Genomic DNA, 16,014 nt, shown 5'->3' with positions numbered 1-16,014 from the left:
CTGGGGCATGGCGAGCCTCCAGACCACACTGCTCATCCTCGGAGCCAGCGGCGACCTGTCCAAGCGGTTGCTGCTCCCCGGCCTCGCGACGCTGCTCGACGTCAAGGACGACTGGGACGTCCAGCTGGTCGGCGCCGGCGTCGAGGACCTGTCCGACGCCGACTGGAAGCACCTCGTGCACGAGGCCTTCGAGAACGCCCAGGCGTCGAAGAACGAGGAGGACGAGGGCGCGACCGGCGATGGGCGACTGTCCCCGCGCCTCCAGGCCGTCGTCGACGGTTCGTCCTACCGCACGGCCGACGTCACGGACGCCGACGACCTGCGGACCCTGCTCGGCGACTGCCGACACGACCCGGCGATCTACTTCGCCCTGCCGCCGGCCGTCACCGAGAAGAGCTGCGAGCAGCTCGCCCACATCGACCTGCCGGCCCGGACGCGGCTCGCGCTCGAGAAGCCGTTCGGCACCGACGCCGAGAGCGCCGGGCACCTCAACGACCTGCTGCACTCCTTCCTGCCCGAGGAGCGCATCCACCGGGTGGACCACTTCCTCGGCCGGTCGACCGTCCTCAACCTGCTCGGGCTGCGCTTCGCCAACCGCATCATCGAGCCGCTGCTGTCCTCGCAGCACGTCGCGCGCGTCGACATCGTCTACGACGAGACCCTGGGCCTGGAGGGTCGCGCCCGCTACTACGACAAGGCCGGGGCGCTCGTCGACATGATCCAGAGCCACCTGCTGCAGGTGATGGCCGTCGTCGCGATGGAGGCCCCGGCCTCGATCGACGCCGACGACCTCCGCACGCAGAAGGAGCTCGTGCTCCGCGCCGTCCGGCCGTGGGGTGGCGACGTCGCGGCCGCGGGCAAGCGCGCGCGGTACACGGCCGGTTCGGTGGGCGACCGGTCGTTGCCGTCCTACGTGGACGAGGAGGGCGTGGACCCCGCCCTCGGCACCGAGACCCTGGCACAGCTCAAGCTCGAGATCGCCAACTGGCGCTGGGCCGGGGTGCCGTTCACCCTGCGGTCCGGCAAGGCCCTGGGGAAGCAGCGCCGCGAGATCCTCATCACGTTCAAGGACTCGCCGCACGTCCCGAACGGCCTCACCGGAGCGGTGCTGCCGGACCGGCTCTGCATCTGGATCGCCCCGGACGAGATGCAGCTCGAGCTCAACGTCAACGGCCCGGGCGACCCGTACACGGTCGACCACACCGCGCTGACGACGACGTTCAACCCCGGACGGCTGAGTGCCTACGGCGAGGTGCTCGCCGGCGTCTTGGAGGGGGACGCGACGCTGTCGGTACGCGGGGACAGCGCCGTGCAGGGGTGGAAGGTCGTCGAGCCGTTCCTCGCCGCCTGGCGGGCCGGGACGACCCCGCTCGACGAGTACGCCGCCGGGTCGGGCGGGCCGGACAGCTGGGACAACGTCGACAGCTGACGGGACGGTCCCCGGGACGGGAGCGTAACGTCCGCAGGCGTGACCACGATCGACGCGATACTGCAGACCGTTCCCGAACCCGCCGGTGCCGACATCCGTGTCGAGACCGTGCACTACGACTCCGACGGCACCGACCTGGAGGGCGTGCTCGCGAAGGACGCCGCCGTCGCCGGCCCCCGTCCGGCGGTGCTCGTCGTCCACGACTGGCACGGCGTCAACGAACACGTCGAGGCACGCGTGACCATGCTCGCCCGCCTCGGCTACGTCGCCTTCGGCGCGGACGTCTACGGCGCGGGCATCCGCCCCGGCGACGACACCGCCGCCGAGGTCGCCGGCCGGTTCTACGGCGACAACGCCCTGTTCCGCACGCGCCTGCGCGCCGGACTCGACCGCCTGCTCGCGGACCCGGACGTCGACGCCACGAAGGTCGTCGTCATGGGCTACTGCTTCGGCGGGACCGGCGCACTCGAACTCGCCCGCACCGGTGCCGAGCTGGTCGGCGCGGTGGCGTTCCACGGCGGCCTGCTCACCCACGACCCCTCCGACGCGCACGACATCCGCGCGAAGCTCCTCGTGCTCACCGGCGGCGCCGACCCGGTCGTCCCGGACGAGGCCGTGCACGCCTGGCAGGACGAGATGCGCGGCGCTCCGGAGGTGGACTGGCAGGTCGTGACCTACGCGGACGCCATGCACGCGTTCGCCGTCCCCGGGACGAACGCACCCGACCACGGCGCGCAGTACCAGGAGCGCGCCGACCGTCGCTCGTGGCAGGCGCTGCAGGTGTTCCTCGCCGAGGTCTTCGACGAGGAACCGACGCTCGCCTGACCGCCAGCGACACGCCGAGCGCGCGGGTGGACGGTGCTCGATTGGCGCTGCGACCGGAGCTGTTGTAGAGTCTTCCACGGCTCGCAAGGGCCACTGCGCTCGTAGCTCAATGGATAGAGCATCTGACTACGGATCAGAAGGTTGGGGGTTCGAGTCCCTTCGAGCGCACAGTACCGCAACACCACGAAGGCCCCGGAGATCATCTCCGGGGCCTTCGTCGTCCTCCAGAGCACGCGAGGCTGGATCATCCACCACGGCCGCCGGACTACACGGGGACCATGCCCGACGATCTCGACCAGACGGCCGCTCCGTTCCTCGACGCGCTGCGGGACCACCACGCCATGAACCGGTACAGCTTCTCGCCGCCCGGGCACCGGCAGGGCCGCGGGGTCGACACCGAGACGCTGTCGGTGCTCGGGTCGGATCCGTTCCGCAACGACGTGCTCGCCAGTGGTGGCCTCGACGACCGGACGTCGTCGAACGGCTACCTCGCGACCGCAGAGGCCCTGATGGCAGACGCCGTGGGCGCGGACAAGGTCTTCTTCTCGACCTGCGGCAGCTCGCTGTCGGTCAAGGCGGCGATGCTCTCGGTCGGCGGAGTGGACGGCGGGATCGTCATCGGCCGGGATGCGCACAAGTCGGTCACGGCCGGCCTCGTGTTCTCCGGACTGCAGCCCTACTGGGTCGAACCCCGGATCGACGCCGACCAGGGGATCTCGCACCCGCCGTCGCCCGAGGACTACGCCGCGGTCTGGGACGCCCACCCGGACGCGGCCGCTGCGCTGGTCGTCAGTCCCACCCCGTACGGCACCTGCGCCGACATCGAGGGCATCGCCGCGGTCTGCCACGAGCGCGGCAAGCCCCTCATCGTCGACGAGGCGTGGGGTGCGCACCTGCCGTTCTCCGAACACCTGCCCTCCTGGGCGATGAGTGCGGGCGCCGACGTGTGCGTCACGAGCGTGCACAAGATGGGCCTCGGCTTCGAGCAGGGCTCCGTCCTGCACCTCCGGGGCGACCTCGTCGACCACGATCACCTCTGGGCCTGCGCCGACATGCTCATGACCACCAGCCCGAACGTGCTCGTCTACGCCGCGATGGACGGCTGGCGGCGACACATGGTGCAGGACGGTGCCGAGCGGATCGCGCGTGCGATCGAACTCGCCGACCGCACCCGGGAGCGCATCGACGCCATCGACGGGATCAGCGTGCTGCACGACGAGCTCCTGCACGCGGAGGCCTCGCACGAGCTCGACCCGATGCGCATGCTGCTCGACGTCCAGGCGCTCGGGATCAACGGGTACCACGCGCTCGACTGGATCCGGGAGCACCACCAGATCGACCTCGGGCTGTCCGACCACCGGCACCTGGGCGTCGACATCTCGATCGCCGACGACGAGTTCACGACCGATCGGCTCGTGCAGGCCCTCGAGGCCCTCGCTGCCGCGGCGCCCGGACTCGACCAGGACCCGCCGGTGCAGCTGCCCGGCCGCGCGGGCATCGTGCTCGAGTCGGTGGTGACGCCGCGCGAGGCGTTCTTCGCCCCGGCCGAGTCCGTGCCGGCGGAGGAGGCGGCTGGACGGATCGCGGCCGAGCAGGCGACGCCCTACCCGCCCGGCATCCCCGCGTACGTGCCGGGGGAGCGGATCACCACCGAGGTCATCGAGTACCTGCGGAGTGGTCTGGAGGCGGGCATGGTCCTGCCGGACCCGACCGACGGCAGCCTCGGCACCATCCGCGTCATGCGCGACGTGCGGTAGCGGGCGGGCGGCCCGGCCACTCCGGCGACTCAGCCCGGCCAGCCCAGCGACTCACCCCGGCCAGCCCGGCGACTCACCCCGGCCAGGCCTCGCGCCGCCACCGGCCGTCCGCGTCGCGCTCGTACGCCAGCCGGTTGCTCGGCCCGTCCGTCGCGCCCTGCCAGAACAGCATCCGCAGCGGCGTCAGCGCGTAGCCGCCCCACGTCGTCGGCGGCTCGAGCGGGCCGTCGCCACGCTCCTCGCCGAACGCCGTCCACCGCTCGCGACGGAGCTCGACCGTCGCACCCGCCAGGTCGGCGTCGTTCACCCAGGCGAGCATCTGCAGGTACCGGGTCCGCGCGTCGTAGGCGAGCCGGGCCTCCCGGTCGGTGACCGGCGCGACGTCCCCGGTCACGACGAGCTGGCGGGCGGCCTCCGGCCAGACGATCGTCATGGAGGCCCGGGGGACGGCCGCCAGTTCGGCCGCCTTCCGGCTCCGGGTGTCGGTGTGGAAGTGCAGGCGCTGTCCGTCGAAGCGGGACAGCAGGACGGTGCGGGCGGACGGGTAGCCGTCCAGCCCGATCGTGGACAGGGTCATCGTCGGGCCCGGTGCCGACCCGTCCACCGGGAGCCAGGCCGCGGCGAGCACGAGCGGGTCCGCGGGCGGCGGTCCGTCGACGGTCGCCGCGGCCTCGCCCGGCAGCACGGTCACCGGGGACCGGCGGGGTCGAAGCGGGCGATCTCGTGCAGCGAGGCCACCGCCTCGGCGAGGGAGTGCTCCCACAGGGCCGCGCCGTACGAGGCGGAGGCACGACTCGCGTCCCCGACGACACCGGGCGTGCCGAAGTCGTCCGACAACCACCCGAACGACACCGGACCGCCGTTGAACGCGATCTTCGAGAAGCCGGCGATGTGCTCCGGCACCCAGCGTTCGGCTAGCGTCATGTCGACCAGGTCCGGGCGCAGGTGCAGGATCATCGACGTCTCCGCCGCACCGCCGTGGATGCCGAGGCCGAGTTCGTCCGCGTCCTCGCCGTCCGGACCCGGCACGCGGGCGAGCGTCGGCATGAGGAACGTCTTCAGGCCGTACCGCTTCCGGATCTCGCGGAGGGCGACCTGCAGCAGCGCGACGTTGCCGCCGTGCCCGTTCGCGAACACGAGCGTGCCGGCCCCGGTGCGGGCGACGGCGCGACCGATCTGCACGACCGTCTCGAACATCGTCGACGCGTCGAGCCACACGGTGCCCGGCGCCCAGCTGTGCTCGTCGGACTTCGTGAACGCCAGGGTGGGCAGCTGCCAGACGTCGAGCCCCTCGGCCGCGGCCTGCTCGACCGCCGCGCCGCCGATGTGGTCGGCGAGCAGGAAGTCGGTGAGCAGCGGCAGGTGCGGGCCGTGGTGCTCGACCGCTCCGGTCGGCTGGACGACGACGGTGTCCGCCGTGAAGCCGGCGGCGACGGCCGGACCCGACAGCTCCGCGAGCTTCCGCGTGCCGCTCACTTGCCGAAGCCCGGGACGGCCGGCTGCGCTGACGCGGTCGACCCGCCGGACTCGACGAGCGCCGGATCGATGACGTGCCCGGGGTTGAGCAGCCCGTCCGGATCGGTGCGCTGCTTCAGGGCGAGCAGCTCCTCCACCCCGTGGTCGACGTAGTACTGGTGCGGGCTGTGCACCCGGACGCCGAGGTCGCGGAGCAGCGGGTAGCCGGCGTAGACGGCCTCCGCCCCGGTGTACGGCGCAGTGAGCATGCCGATCGGGCCGAGGTGCGCCGCCTCGATGTGCAGCATCGCCCCCGGGTAGACGGCCTCGACCTCGGCGATCCGGTCGATGAGCGCCTCGCCGCCGACCTCGACGTGGAAGTACTCGGTGTCCGGGGTGTTCCGCTTCAGCCACCAGATCGGGTGGTTGTAGGACAGCATCGACACCTTCGTGGTCTGCTGCAGCCCCTCGCGGACGTCCTCGACGGTGCCGCCAGCGAAGGTGATGAGGTCCTGCGCCTCGTCGAGTGCCGCCGCGTCGATGATGCCGCGCAGGCTGGCCCGGTCGGCGGCGATGGCCGGGTCCGTCGGCAGGGTGGCCGCGATCGCGGCGCGGTCGGCGCTGACGAGCCGCGGCACCGGGGTGAGGCCGCGCAGGGTGCGCACCGCGACGAGCGCCTGCTCGAACGTCGGGAAGGTCGCGTACACGGCACGCCAGTCCTGCAGCGGTTCGAGCCGGACGGTCGCTCGGGCGATGACCCCGGCCGTGCCGTACGTGTGCACGAAGGGCTGCGCCTCGTCACCCTCGACGTGCCGCAGACCCGGCTCACCCGGCAGCGCGATGTCGAGCGCCGTGACGAAGCCCTGCCAGTTCGACCCGTGTGCGATCGACCCGGTGCCGCCGGAGCCGCCGGACAGGAAGCCGCCGATGGTCGACTGCGCGGTGGACGGGTACATCCACAGCTGCTGCCCGGCGGCCGCGGCGGCCTGCTCGAGGGCGACCATCGACGTGCCGGCCTCGGCGGTGATCCAGCCGTCCCCGACCTCGACGACGGCGCGGGCACGGGAGGTGTCGAGGACCAGGCCGCCGTGCAGGGGGATGCCCTGCCCGTAGTTGCCGGTGCCCTTGCCGCGGGTGGTCACGGGGACGCCGTGCCGGACGGCGGCGTGCAGGGTGGCGGCGATTTCGTCGGCGTTCGCGGGGGAGGCGACGAGGTCGGCGAGCCCGAGCGGCAGCTGCTCGCTGAGGATCGGGCTCATGGTCGCCTCGTCGACGGAGGCGCGTGCGCGCGTCCGTTCGTCGGCGCTGACACCGCGCTCGCCGAGGAGGTCGACGAGCTCGGCGCGGAGCGCCTCGATGGTGGTGGGGGAGACGGAGACGGGGGTGACGATGGTCATGGCTGCTCCTGCTGCGAGGGAGGTGGGGGACCGACGGGAGGCCCGACACGCGTGCGGTGTCGCGCCTCCCGTCGGTGGATGGTCGGCCGGGCCGGACCGGCTAGAAGCCGAGCGAGATCGAGTCGTCGAGGAACTCGTTCGTGTACAGGTCGGAGGGCGCGAGGTCCTTCTTCATGTTCCCGCCGGAGCCGGAGAAGACGGGCGTGGCCTTCTCGATGAAGTCGGCCATGCGCTGCTCGTCCATGTCGCCCACGTACCCGTTGTCACCGTCCGTGGCGATGCCGCGCTTCTGCATCTGCTCGGCCGCGAACGCACCGACCTTCGAGTCGTACGTCCAGCCGTTGTTGTACTGCTGCACGAGCTGCGTGATGAGGTCGTTCGTCGCGGCGGGCGACTCCAGGTAGTCCACGTCGGCCTGCTGCATGACCGGCACCAGCTTCTCGAGGCACGGCTTCAGTTCGGACATCTGGTCCGAGCGGACGGACATCGTCTCGGGGTAGGGGTTCCAGCCGGTGCTCGAGATGAGAGCCGACTCGACCTTCTTGCCCCAGGCGGCGACCTGGTTCTTGTACACGTACGGCTCGGCGGTGGCGAAGCCCTGCTGGGCGTCCTTGCCGCCGGCCGACACGAACTTGGACGGGGTGCCGTCGTAGCTGCCGTCGAGGACGCTCTTCGGCAGGATGCCGGACTGCTCGAGGTACGACATGTAGGCGGCGTCGTTGAAGTAGCGGACCACGCCGTCGTTCTCCTCGAGTGCCTTGCCGAGGCTCTCGATGCTGTCGACGTCCGGGTAGGTCGCCGGGTCCCACATGATCGCCATGGGGGACTGGTCGTTCTCGGCGAAGACGGCCGTCGTGGGCAGCTCGCCGGAGAACATGACCGCTTCGTCGGTGGAGACGTAGCCGAGCGTGATCGACTTGTCCTGGTACATCTGCGAGCTGACCTTGGAGTAGCCGATGGCCGGGCCACCGGCACGGATCTCGAGCTTGACGCCGGTCGGCTTGCCGTTCGCGACCAGGTCGCCCGTGACGGTCTTGCCCGAGGCGTCGATCGCCGGGTTCGCGCCGAGCATCTGGTACAGGTGGCCGTGCTCGCCCTCCGGGTTCCAGTCGGTCTGCACGACCACGGTCGCGGGGCAGACGTCGGAGAGGTCGACGGCCGGGCCGGTGGCGGCGCTCGTCGCAGCGGTGGTGGTGGCGCTCGTCGCCGAACCGCTCGCGCAGCCGGTGAGGGCGATCGCGGAGACGGTGAGGGCGGCGGTGACAGCGCCGAGTCGGGTGGTGGTGCGCATGGAGGCTCCGTTCGTGGTGCGGGTCTCGTGGTGCTGGGGCGGGTGCTGTGGGAGGGGAGGGGAGACGGGGATCGGCTCAGCCGAAGTCGTGCCAGCGGCCGACGGCCAGACGACCGAGCAGGCCGAAGACGAGGAACACCGCGACGCCGTAGAGCGAGGCGATGATGATGGTCGCGTAGAGCTCGGGTCCCATCAGCCGCGAGGCCGTCACCTGGATGAGGACGCCGAGGCCGGGGTTGCCGCGCTGGAAGAACTGGTCGCCGACGATCGCACCGATGACGCTGAGGCCGGCCGAGGTGCGCAGGCCGACGAAGATCGACGGCAGGGCGGCGGGGACCTGCAGCTTCACGAGCTGGGCGAACCGGCCGGCACGCTGCAGGCGGAAGAGCTCGCGCTGCCCCTTGTCGGCCGACTGCAGGCCGAAGAGCGTGTTCGACACCATCGGGAACAGGGCGATCATCACGGTGACGATGACGCGGCTCGTGAACTCGTACCCGAACAGGGCGCCGATGAGCGGCACGAGCGCCAGGATCGGCACGCACTGCAGGACGACCGCGTACGGGTAGAGCGAGTTCTCGAGCCACTTCGCCTGGGCCATCGCCATCGCCCAGAGGACGCCGATGACGATGGCGAACAGGAGGCCGGTGAGCGAGACGACCGTCGTCCGGCCGAGTGCCGTCCACAGGTCGTGGCCGAAGGTCGAGGGTGCGCCGTTCATCCCGGTCGGTGCGACGATCGCCTTGAGCACGAGGTGCGGGTACGGCACGAGGAACGCCAGGCCCCGCACGTGGTCGTAGTAGGCGGCCGCGGCGTACCAGACGCCGACGAGCACCGCGAGGACGACGACGGGCTGCCACCAGGTGACCGACCGACGGGTGCGCGGGGTGGAGCGACGGGCGGCGGTGCGCGCGGTGCGGGCGTCCGCGACCTCCTGCAGCGTGACCATCAGCGGCGTCCTTCCCGGAGTGCGTGCGAGACCTCGCCGACGAGTTCGGCGAACTCCGGCGTGAAGCGGATGTCGGGGTCACGGGGCATCGGGAACGGCACCGCGAAGCGCCCGACGATGCCGCCCGGACGGCCGGACATGACGACGACCTCGGTCGACAGGTAGACCGCCTCGGACACCGAGTGGGTGATGAAGAGCCCGGCGAACTGCTGCTCGACGAACAGGCGGAGCAACTCGTCGTTCAGGCGCTCGCGGGTGATCTCGTCGAGGGCGCCGAACGGCTCGTCGAACAGGAACAGCTCCGGGTCGAGCGTCAGGGACCGGGCGAGTGAGACGCGCATCCGCATGCCGCCGGAGAGCTGCTTCGGCAGGTTCGTCTCGAAGCCGTTCAGCCCGACGAGGTCGATCGCGTGCGCCGCCTTCGCGGCCCGCTCGGCCTTCGGCACGTTCCCGAGTTCGGCGAGCAGCTCGACGTTGCCCTGCACGGTGCGCCACGGCAGGAGGGTGGCGTCCTGGAACACGTACCCGATCCGGTCGGCGGCGACCCCGGCCGCGCCGTCGGACGCGGTCTCGAGGCCGGACGCGATCCGCAGCAGCGTCGACTTGCCGCAGCCGGAGGGGCCGACGACGGAGACGAACTGCCCGCGGTCGACGGTGAGGTCGACGCCCTGCAGCGCGATCGTGCCGTTGGGGAAGGTCATCTCGACGTTCCGGAAGTCGAGCAGCGTGTCCGTCGCGGTGACGGGGGCTGGTGCGGTGGTGGTCACGGGTACCTCGTGTTCTCGTGCATGGTGGTGCGCGGTCAGGGAACGGGGACGGTTGCGGGCTCGGGCACGGCGGGTGCCTGGGCGCTGGTGGGGGCGGCGACGCTGCGCTGCACCTCGGTGCGGGCGACGAGCCGCCCGCGGGACAGGACGATGCGGTCGGCCGGCGCGTTCGCGACCGCGTCGGTGACGCTGGTCGCGGCGACGGCGAGCAGGTCGGCGCGCGCCCCGACGACCGGGCCGGCGGCCGGGAGGCCCATCACGCTCCGGGCGGCGACGCTCACCATCGCGTACGCCTCGTCCGGCGTCAGGTGTCCGGCGGTGACGAGGAGGGACGCGGTCTCGAGCGCGTCGCTGCGGCCGACCGGGTTGAACGGGTCGCGGACGTTGTCGGCGCCGGCGGCCACCCGGACCCCGGCGGCGAGGAGTGCGCGGATCGCCGTCAGGCCGCGCGGCGTCGACACCGGGTGCTGCCAGCCCTGCAGGTAGAGGTTCGTGATCGGCAGCGTGATGACGCCGATGTCCGCGGCGGCCACGTCGGCGACGACCTCGGCCAGCCGCTCCGGGCCGAGCGTGCCGAGCCGGACGCAGTGGCCGGCGGAGTACTGGCGGTCGCGCGGCCAGTCGCGGACCGCCCGGGCGTAGTGGTCGAGCGTGACCGGCCCGTCGAGGCTCTCGTCGGCGTGCAGGTCGACCCCGAGGCCGCGGCGCCGGGCGATCGCGAGCAACCGGTCGACGTCGGCGAGCGGGTCCTCGGCGAGGTGCGGGGCGCCGCCGACCAGGTCGACGCCGAGGTCGAGCACCGCTTCGACGTGCTCGTCCGGCGCGAGCGGTCCGGCCAGGGCGACGAGCTCGATGTCCATGAGGTCGGCGAGTTCCTCGCGGACCTGCACGAGTGCCCGTGCTCCGCGGACGCTGTCGGCGACGCTCGCGGTGCCACCGTCGCTCAGGACGTCGACGTGGGTCCGGATCGCGGTCGTCCCGGCGGCGAGCATGGCGAGCGCCTGCGTCCGCGCCCGGTCGGCGATCTCCGCGACCGTCATGGTCGTGGCGTGCGCCGCCCAGGCCGCGATGGCTGATCCGAGGTCGCCGAGCGGCGGCCGGATCCGGTCCGCGCTGAGGGCCTTGTCGAGGTGGGCGTGCGGCTCGGCGGGAGCGGGGAGCAGCAGGCGTCCGTCGAGGTCGAGCGTGTCCGCGTCGCCGGCTGCGAGCGTGTCGGCCGGAGCCACCGCGCTGACCGTGTCGCCGTCGATCGCGACGTCCACGAGCCTGCCGTCCGGCAGCAGCGCGGAGCGGAGGAGGGCGACCCGACGGGGCAGTGACGACTCCATGGGACCCTCTCGATCGTGTGTGACAATGTTGATCGCATCAACATCTTCGATGCTAGGGCGACCGTGTTTCCCCCCGGTTTCGCGCCGGTTGCCGCCTGTGACGAGATGACGTGCACGGAACGCCCAGCCCCTCCCGTCCCCGATCGGAGCGCGATGCCCACCGAACTGACCGACACCGGACCGGCCACCGCTCCGACCCCCGCGGTCGAGCCCACGACCGATCGCGTCGTCGACGAACAGGCCCGCCGGATCGGCGCGCACGTCCGGACGCTTCGCCGCGCGGCACGGATGACGCTCGTACAGCTCGCCGAGCGCACCGGCCTGTCGCACCCGTTCCTCAGCCAGGTCGAACGGGGTCACTCCCGCGCGAGCATGGTGTCGCTCGAGAAGATCGCCGGAGCGCTCGACACCACGCAGGTCGCCCTCCTCGCCGCCGGGGCACCGGTCCGCCAGGAGCCCGACGACCGACGGCCCGAGGTGCTCCGCGCCGGCGAGGGCGCCCGCGGCCCGTTCTCGAGCGGCGAGGCGAGGCTGCTCGTGCACGCCGGACCACACGCCTTCGAGCCGCTCGAGTGGAAGGGCGACAACACCGACCTCGGCGAGTACTTCGAGCACCACGAGGACGAGTTCCTGACGGTGCTCGCCGGTGCCGTCGTGCTCGACCTGCGCGGCCAGGACGTGCTGCGGCTCGGCCCCGGCGACTCGGCGTACTACCGCGGCGGGACCGGACACCGGTGGTGCAGTGCCGACGGCAGCGCGTTCCACCTCATCGTCGTCAAGGAGACGCCGCGGTCCGGAGCCGGCGCATGAGCGCGGGCATCAGCAACGGCGCGTACGGCACCGCCGTGCCGCAGACAGAGGCGCGACACCGGATGCGGATCGCGGCCCGGCGGCAGGTGGCTGCGGACGTCGTGACGCTCGACCTCGCCCCGCTCGACTCGGCGCCGCTGCCGGCATGGGAGCCCGGTGCCCACGTCGACCTCGGGGTGGCGCCCGGCGTCGAGCGACAGTACTCGCTCGTCACCACGACGGACGACGGACACTGGCGGGTGGCGGTCCTCCGCGAGGCGACCGGACGCGGTGGCTCGGTGGCCGTGCACGACCTGCTCCGCGTCGGCGACGACGTGACCGTGGGCGGCCCGCGGAACCACTTCGGCTTCGACCCCGGGCGTCCCGCGGTGTTCGTCGCCGGCGGGATTGGGATCACCCCGATCGTCGCGATGATCGCCGCGGCCGAGCGGGCCGGGACGCCGTGGGAGCTGCACTACGCCGGTCGGTCCCGCGACCGGATGGCGTTCGCCGACGAGCTCCTCGCGGCACACCCCGACCGGGTCACGCTCGCCGCCGCCGACGAGGCACCCCGGCTGGACGTGGTCGGGCTGCTCGCCGAACCGCGCGACGCCGTCGTCTACTGCTGCGGCCCCCGCGGGCTGATGGACGCGGTCGAGACCGCCGCCGCGCACTGGCCGGCCGGCAGCGTCCGGGTCGAACGGTTCGAGCCCGCCGCGGACGTCGACGCCCCGGGGGAGGCGTTCGAGGTCGAGCTCACCATCACCGGCACGACCGTCACCGTCCCCGCCGACCGGACCCTGCTCGAGGTGGCGGAGGACGCCGGCGCGTTCGTGCTGTCGTCCTGCCGCGAGGGCACCTGCGGCACGTGCGAGACGCCCGTCCTCGAGGGGTCGGTCGACCACCGGGACACCGTGCTCAGTCCCGCGGAGCAGGCCGACGACCGCACGATGATGGTCTGCGTCAGCCGCGCGGCGGCCGGGTGCCCGCGTCTGGTCCTGGAGCTCTGACCGCCGGACGCAAGGCCCGGATCCGGACGCGGTCCGGGCCTCCCGTCCGGTGCTCGGTCGCTCCGTCAGGGGCGCTCGGTGTCGTCGAGCGGGGCACCCGTGAGCGCCGACAGGCGCTCCAGGCCGGCCTGCTCGATGAGCTGACGGGCCAGCGGACGGGACCGGGCCACGGCTTCCCGGACGTCGACGCGGGTGACCTCGAAGTCGGCCAGGCTCAGTTCGCCGTCGACCCAGACGTCCTTGACCTCGCGGCTGCCCGCGACGAAGACGACCGCCTGGAACGGGTCGTGGACGTTCGCGAGCGTCGGGCTCTCGCCGTCGAACACGACGAGGTCGGCGCGCTTGCCGGGCTCGAGCGACCCGATCTCGTCCTCCATGCGCAGGGCCCGGGCACCGCCGATGGTGCCCATCTCGAACGCCTCGCGGGCGGTCATCGCGGTCGCCTGCAGGTCGCGGATGCGTGCCAGGAGCGCGGCGGTCTTCATCGCCTGCAGGAAGTCCTGCGAGTCGTTCGACGCGGGACCGTCGACGCCGATCCCGACCGGGATCCCGAGCGCTCGCAGTTCGGCGACCGGGGCGATGCCGCTGGCCAGGATCCCGTTCGCGACCGGGTTGTGTGCGACACCGACACCGTTCGCCGCGTAGGTCTCGCGGTCCTCCCGGTCCATCCACACGCTGTGCGCGGCGATGACCGGCACCTCGAACATGCCCGTCGCCTCGGCGTACCCGATCGCCGTCCTCCCCGTGCGCTGGCGGGCGGCGGTGACTTCCTCGCGCACCTCGTGGAAGTGCACGTGCACGCCGTGGCCGCCGGCGACCGCGTAGTCGACGTGCTCCTGCCACGTCGCGTCGGTGTACCGGCCGATCGACGAGACGCCGACTCGGAACGAGCTGTAGCGGCTCGCCTCGGCGGCCTCACGGAGCGCGTCGAACTCCTCCAGGATCGGGGTCGCACCGAAGTCCCGGTCGACGTCTCCGGAGCCGAACGACACGATCCCGCGAAGCCCCAGCTCCTCGAGCGCCTGCACGACCCCCGGTGTCGCCGGCTCGCCGGGGACCGGGTCCGAGCAGAACATGTCGTTCGCCGTCGTCACGCCGCTCCGGAGCATCTGGATGCCCTGCAGCATGGTGCCCGCGTACGCCTTGTCGCGCGTCATCACCGGGTTGACGCGCGCGATGAGGGCGTTCAACCACTCCCACAGCGTGTACTGCGAGCCGATCCCCGTGATGAGCCCCTCGCTGAAGTGCCCGTGCGTGTTCACGAAGCCGGGCGTGACGACGTCGTTCGCCCCGCCACGCACGGCCACCTCCGGGTGCGCCGCCGACAGCTCGGCGAAGGTGCCGACCGCGGCGACCCGGGTCCCGTCGAGGAGCACCGCACCGTCCCGGATCGCGGACGGTGTGGCGGAGGCGTCGGGGGCGGCGGTCAGCACCCACCCGCCCCGGATCAGGGTCTGGGTCATGGGGAGAACCTAGGGACCCCGTGTTTCGCGGGTGTTCCCGTCGGGTTTCCCACTGGTGCTGGCGGGCGCCGGCGGAACGACGCGGAGAACGGATGAAGGGGTCACAGTCCTGCGGGAAGGAGGTCGTGTCCCGATCCGCAGGTGTTCTGAGCCCTGGTCATGGTTGACATACTGAATGTAAGACGACAAGTATCGACGCCATGACCAGAATCGCGGAACACAGCCGATGCCGAACGTTGATGACGACCGGAGGAGTCGGGCTGGTCACTGCTGCGCTCATCGCCGGGACAGCGGTCCCAGCGATGGCTGTGCAGCCGACACAGAAGGCACTTCCAGTAGTTCAGGAGCAGCACGTCGGTACGGACGGCGACGCCCCCGGGTCCGTCGCTGCGCAGCGCGGTCGGCAGGTGTTCGAGAGCCTGTTCTTCCTGCAAGGCGGAGAACGCACACGGATGTTGCTCGAGAACACCGCCGTCTCCACGCTCACTGACAACGAGATCGAAGCCGTTCTGCTCCAGGTCAGCACGCCGACGTCCGTGGCGGAGGTTCGACAGATCGAGAAGCAACTGATCGAGCGCGATCCGGAGTACTTCACGGAGATCTCGGGAAGCTCAGCAGTGCAGAGTGGGTGAACGGCACTGCCCTCTTCTACTGGGTGCGGAACAACGTGTTCGGGGCACCGCCGCTCCTCCGGCCGGTGGCGGAATGGGTGACGATGCGCCCAGTGCTGGTCGCCGCTTCGTCCTGGGGAACGCTCGTGCTGGAGTTCAGTCTCGCGATCGCCGTGCTCCTGCCGACGCCGTTCCGATTGCGGATACTGCTGCCGATCGCACTCCTGTTCCATCTCGCCATCTGGCTGGTGCTCGGCGTGTCGAGCTTCGCGTTCGTGATGGGTGCCGCGCTGTTGATCTTGGTCGTCCCGGTCGGATGGTCACTCGTTCGACCGAGGATGTACCGGATCCGCTCGGGAAGAGAAAAGGAGACACCGGTATGACGGAGACGACGAACGGACCTGCCTGGATGAGGGTGCTCGGCGCTTTCCTCCTGCTCAGCTTCGGTGGCATGGTCGCCCTCATGGTCCTCCTCGTCCGTGAGATCGGAATCGGTCCCGCGACGTTGACGATGCTCCCCGCCGTGCTCGTACTCGGTGCCGGCTTCGTCCTCGTCACCGCCTCCGTGCGCGTGGACGTCGCTGACAGCGTCGACCTTCGGTTCTTCCCCCTCTGGCGTCGTCAGCTCGAGTACTCCGAGTTGGAATCCGTCAGGGTCGAAGAACAGAGTTGGTTCCGGTTCGGTGGTGTCGGCCTGCGGTGGAACGGCGCCGCGACGGGGCTCATCCTCGGGAACCGGCCGGCAGTCGTCCTGCGGACCCGGAGGAATCATGAATACGTGGTGCAGTGCAGTGATCCGGAGCGTGTCGCCGAACACATCCGAGCCCGTCTGGTCGCGCGCTGAGGATCGATCGAGCCCGCTCCGTAGCCGGACGAGGACCTCGGTCATGCCGCTCGGCGCTGTGGAAGACGACCCCTCGTCTCACTGCTGAGAACGATCGGCAAG

16 protein-coding genes and 1 tRNA gene are annotated in these 16,014 nt (G+C 71.6%); 9 read left to right on the top strand and 8 right to left on the bottom strand.

Annotated features, from left to right (window positions below; all coding sequences use genetic code 11):
* Nucleotides 1–7 precede the first annotated feature (7 nt).
* From DEJ34_RS12060 to DEJ34_RS12045, 4 genes are all read left to right on the top strand, one after another.
* Nucleotides 8–1,429, top strand: a complete 1,422-nt coding sequence (locus DEJ34_RS12060) for a glucose-6-phosphate dehydrogenase (RefSeq protein WP_110826016.1) — start codon at nucleotides 8–10, stop codon at nucleotides 1,427–1,429.
* A 39-nt stretch (nucleotides 1,430–1,468) separates the two neighbouring features.
* The gene (locus DEJ34_RS12055; RefSeq protein WP_110901206.1) at nucleotides 1,469–2,254 is read left to right on the top strand and encodes a dienelactone hydrolase family protein; all 786 of its coding nucleotides are present in this window, start codon (nucleotides 1,469–1,471) and stop codon (nucleotides 2,252–2,254) included.
* 95 nt (nucleotides 2,255–2,349) lie between these two features.
* Nucleotides 2,350–2,422 (top strand) — tRNA-Arg (locus DEJ34_RS12050).
* 110 nt (nucleotides 2,423–2,532) lie between these two features.
* A complete protein-coding gene (locus tag DEJ34_RS12045; RefSeq protein WP_110911858.1) occupies nucleotides 2,533–4,011 on the top strand; it encodes an aminotransferase class I/II-fold pyridoxal phosphate-dependent enzyme in 1,479 nt (492 codons plus the stop codon).
* Nucleotides 4,012–4,084: 73 nt separating this feature from the next.
* Here DEJ34_RS12045 and DEJ34_RS12040 read toward each other — a convergent pair whose 3' ends face one another.
* The 7 genes from DEJ34_RS12040 to DEJ34_RS12010 form a co-directional block, all read right to left on the bottom strand.
* Nucleotides 4,085–4,702 carry a pyridoxine/pyridoxamine 5'-phosphate oxidase gene (locus DEJ34_RS12040; RefSeq protein ID WP_146236949.1) on the bottom strand — a complete coding sequence of 206 codons (618 nt, stop codon included), beginning with the start codon at nucleotides 4,700–4,702 and terminating at the stop codon, nucleotides 4,085–4,087.
* Entirely contained in the window at nucleotides 4,699–5,487 is a 789-nt protein-coding gene (locus DEJ34_RS12035; protein WP_110901203.1) for a creatininase family protein, read from the bottom strand. The genes DEJ34_RS12040 and DEJ34_RS12035 overlap by 4 nt, the downstream gene beginning before the upstream one ends.
* Nucleotides 5,484–6,863 carry an FAD-binding oxidoreductase gene (locus DEJ34_RS12030; protein WP_110911857.1) on the bottom strand — a complete coding sequence of 460 codons (1,380 nt, stop codon included), beginning with the start codon at nucleotides 6,861–6,863 and terminating at the stop codon, nucleotides 5,484–5,486. Before DEJ34_RS12030 ends, DEJ34_RS12035 begins: the two co-directional genes overlap by 4 nt.
* Nucleotides 6,864–6,963: 100 nt before the next feature.
* Nucleotides 6,964–8,154 carry a substrate-binding domain-containing protein gene (locus DEJ34_RS12025; protein WP_110891024.1) on the bottom strand — a complete coding sequence of 397 codons (1,191 nt, stop codon included), beginning with the start codon at nucleotides 8,152–8,154 and terminating at the stop codon, nucleotides 6,964–6,966.
* 76 nt (nucleotides 8,155–8,230) lie between these two features.
* Nucleotides 8,231–9,100, bottom strand: coding sequence for an ABC transporter permease (locus DEJ34_RS12020; protein WP_110826022.1), 870 nt, complete (start codon nucleotides 9,098–9,100; stop codon nucleotides 8,231–8,233).
* On the bottom strand, nucleotides 9,100–9,867 hold the full coding sequence (locus tag DEJ34_RS12015; RefSeq protein WP_220032837.1) for an ABC transporter ATP-binding protein: 768 nt from the start codon (nucleotides 9,865–9,867) through the stop codon (nucleotides 9,100–9,102). The genes DEJ34_RS12020 and DEJ34_RS12015 overlap by 1 nt, the downstream gene beginning before the upstream one ends.
* A 35-nt stretch (nucleotides 9,868–9,902) precedes the next feature.
* Nucleotides 9,903–11,195: an amidohydrolase family protein gene (locus tag DEJ34_RS12010; protein ID WP_110911856.1), complete on the bottom strand. Its 1,293-nt coding sequence runs from the start codon at nucleotides 11,193–11,195 to the stop codon at nucleotides 9,903–9,905.
* Nucleotides 11,196–11,348: 153 nt separating this feature from the next.
* On the opposite strand from DEJ34_RS12010, the gene DEJ34_RS12005 reads away from it, so the two are divergent.
* Nucleotides 11,349–12,005, top strand: a complete 657-nt coding sequence (locus DEJ34_RS12005) for a helix-turn-helix domain-containing protein (protein ID WP_110911855.1) — start codon at nucleotides 11,349–11,351, stop codon at nucleotides 12,003–12,005.
* The gene (locus tag DEJ34_RS12000; RefSeq protein ID WP_258368385.1) at nucleotides 12,002–12,994 is read left to right on the top strand and encodes a PDR/VanB family oxidoreductase; all 993 of its coding nucleotides are present in this window, start codon (nucleotides 12,002–12,004) and stop codon (nucleotides 12,992–12,994) included. The genes DEJ34_RS12005 and DEJ34_RS12000 overlap by 4 nt, the downstream gene beginning before the upstream one ends.
* Nucleotides 12,995–13,059: 65 nt before the next feature.
* Here the strand turns inward: DEJ34_RS12000 and DEJ34_RS11995 are convergent, their stop codons facing one another.
* The gene (locus DEJ34_RS11995) at nucleotides 13,060–14,457 is read right to left on the bottom strand and encodes an amidohydrolase family protein (protein ID WP_110911854.1); all 1,398 of its coding nucleotides are present in this window, start codon (nucleotides 14,455–14,457) and stop codon (nucleotides 13,060–13,062) included.
* A gap of 200 nt (nucleotides 14,458–14,657) precedes the next feature.
* Between DEJ34_RS11995 and DEJ34_RS11990 the strand changes: the two genes are divergently transcribed.
* Genes DEJ34_RS11990 through DEJ34_RS11980 form a run of 3 tightly spaced genes read left to right on the top strand, consistent with a single transcriptional unit; the run spans nucleotide 14,658 to nucleotide 15,912 of the window.
* A complete protein-coding gene (locus DEJ34_RS11990; protein WP_146236948.1) occupies nucleotides 14,658–15,089 on the top strand; it encodes a hypothetical protein in 432 nt (143 codons plus the stop codon).
* Nucleotides 15,086–15,451, top strand: coding sequence for an HTTM domain-containing protein (locus DEJ34_RS11985; protein ID WP_110911852.1), 366 nt, complete (start codon nucleotides 15,086–15,088; stop codon nucleotides 15,449–15,451). The genes DEJ34_RS11990 and DEJ34_RS11985 overlap by 4 nt, the downstream gene beginning before the upstream one ends.
* Nucleotides 15,448–15,912 (top strand): hypothetical protein, encoded by a 465-nt coding sequence (locus DEJ34_RS11980; protein ID WP_110891016.1) that lies wholly within the window; start codon nucleotides 15,448–15,450, stop codon nucleotides 15,910–15,912. Before DEJ34_RS11985 ends, DEJ34_RS11980 begins: the two co-directional genes overlap by 4 nt.
* Nucleotides 15,913–16,014 lie beyond the last annotated feature (102 nt).

The sequence above is a fragment of the Curtobacterium sp. MCPF17_050 genome (assembly GCF_003224435.2).
Classification (GTDB): domain Bacteria; phylum Actinomycetota; class Actinomycetes; order Actinomycetales; family Microbacteriaceae; genus Curtobacterium.
Note: the sequence above shows the minus strand (reverse complement) of the source record. Positions and strands in the feature narration are given on the sequence as shown.

Bases quoted from the DNA above. Each gene is read 5' to 3' on its own strand.
- DEJ34_RS11995 (WP_110911854.1), bottom strand. From the start codon at position 14,457: ATGACCCAGACCCTGATCCGGGGCGGGTGGGTGCTGACCGCCGCCCCC.
- DEJ34_RS11980 (WP_110891016.1), top strand. From the start codon at position 15,448: ATGACGGAGACGACGAACGGACCTGCCTGGATGAGGGTGCTCGGCGCT.
- DEJ34_RS12025 (WP_110891024.1), bottom strand. From the start codon at position 8,154: ATGCGCACCACCACCCGACTCGGCGCTGTCACCGCCGCCCTCACCGTC.
- DEJ34_RS12010 (WP_110911856.1), bottom strand. From the start codon at position 11,195: ATGGAGTCGTCACTGCCCCGTCGGGTCGCCCTCCTCCGCTCCGCGCTG.
- DEJ34_RS12060 (WP_110826016.1), top strand. From the start codon at position 8: ATGGCGAGCCTCCAGACCACACTGCTCATCCTCGGAGCCAGCGGCGAC.
- DEJ34_RS12000 (WP_258368385.1), top strand. From the start codon at position 12,002: ATGAGCGCGGGCATCAGCAACGGCGCGTACGGCACCGCCGTGCCGCAG.
- DEJ34_RS12005 (WP_110911855.1), top strand. From the start codon at position 11,349: ATGCCCACCGAACTGACCGACACCGGACCGGCCACCGCTCCGACCCCC.
- DEJ34_RS12020 (WP_110826022.1), bottom strand. From the start codon at position 9,100: ATGGTCACGCTGCAGGAGGTCGCGGACGCCCGCACCGCGCGCACCGCC.
- DEJ34_RS11990 (WP_146236948.1), top strand. From the start codon at position 14,658: ATGACCAGAATCGCGGAACACAGCCGATGCCGAACGTTGATGACGACC.
- DEJ34_RS12030 (WP_110911857.1), bottom strand. From the start codon at position 6,863: ATGACCATCGTCACCCCCGTCTCCGTCTCCCCCACCACCATCGAGGCG.
- DEJ34_RS12045 (WP_110911858.1), top strand. From the start codon at position 2,533: ATGCCCGACGATCTCGACCAGACGGCCGCTCCGTTCCTCGACGCGCTG.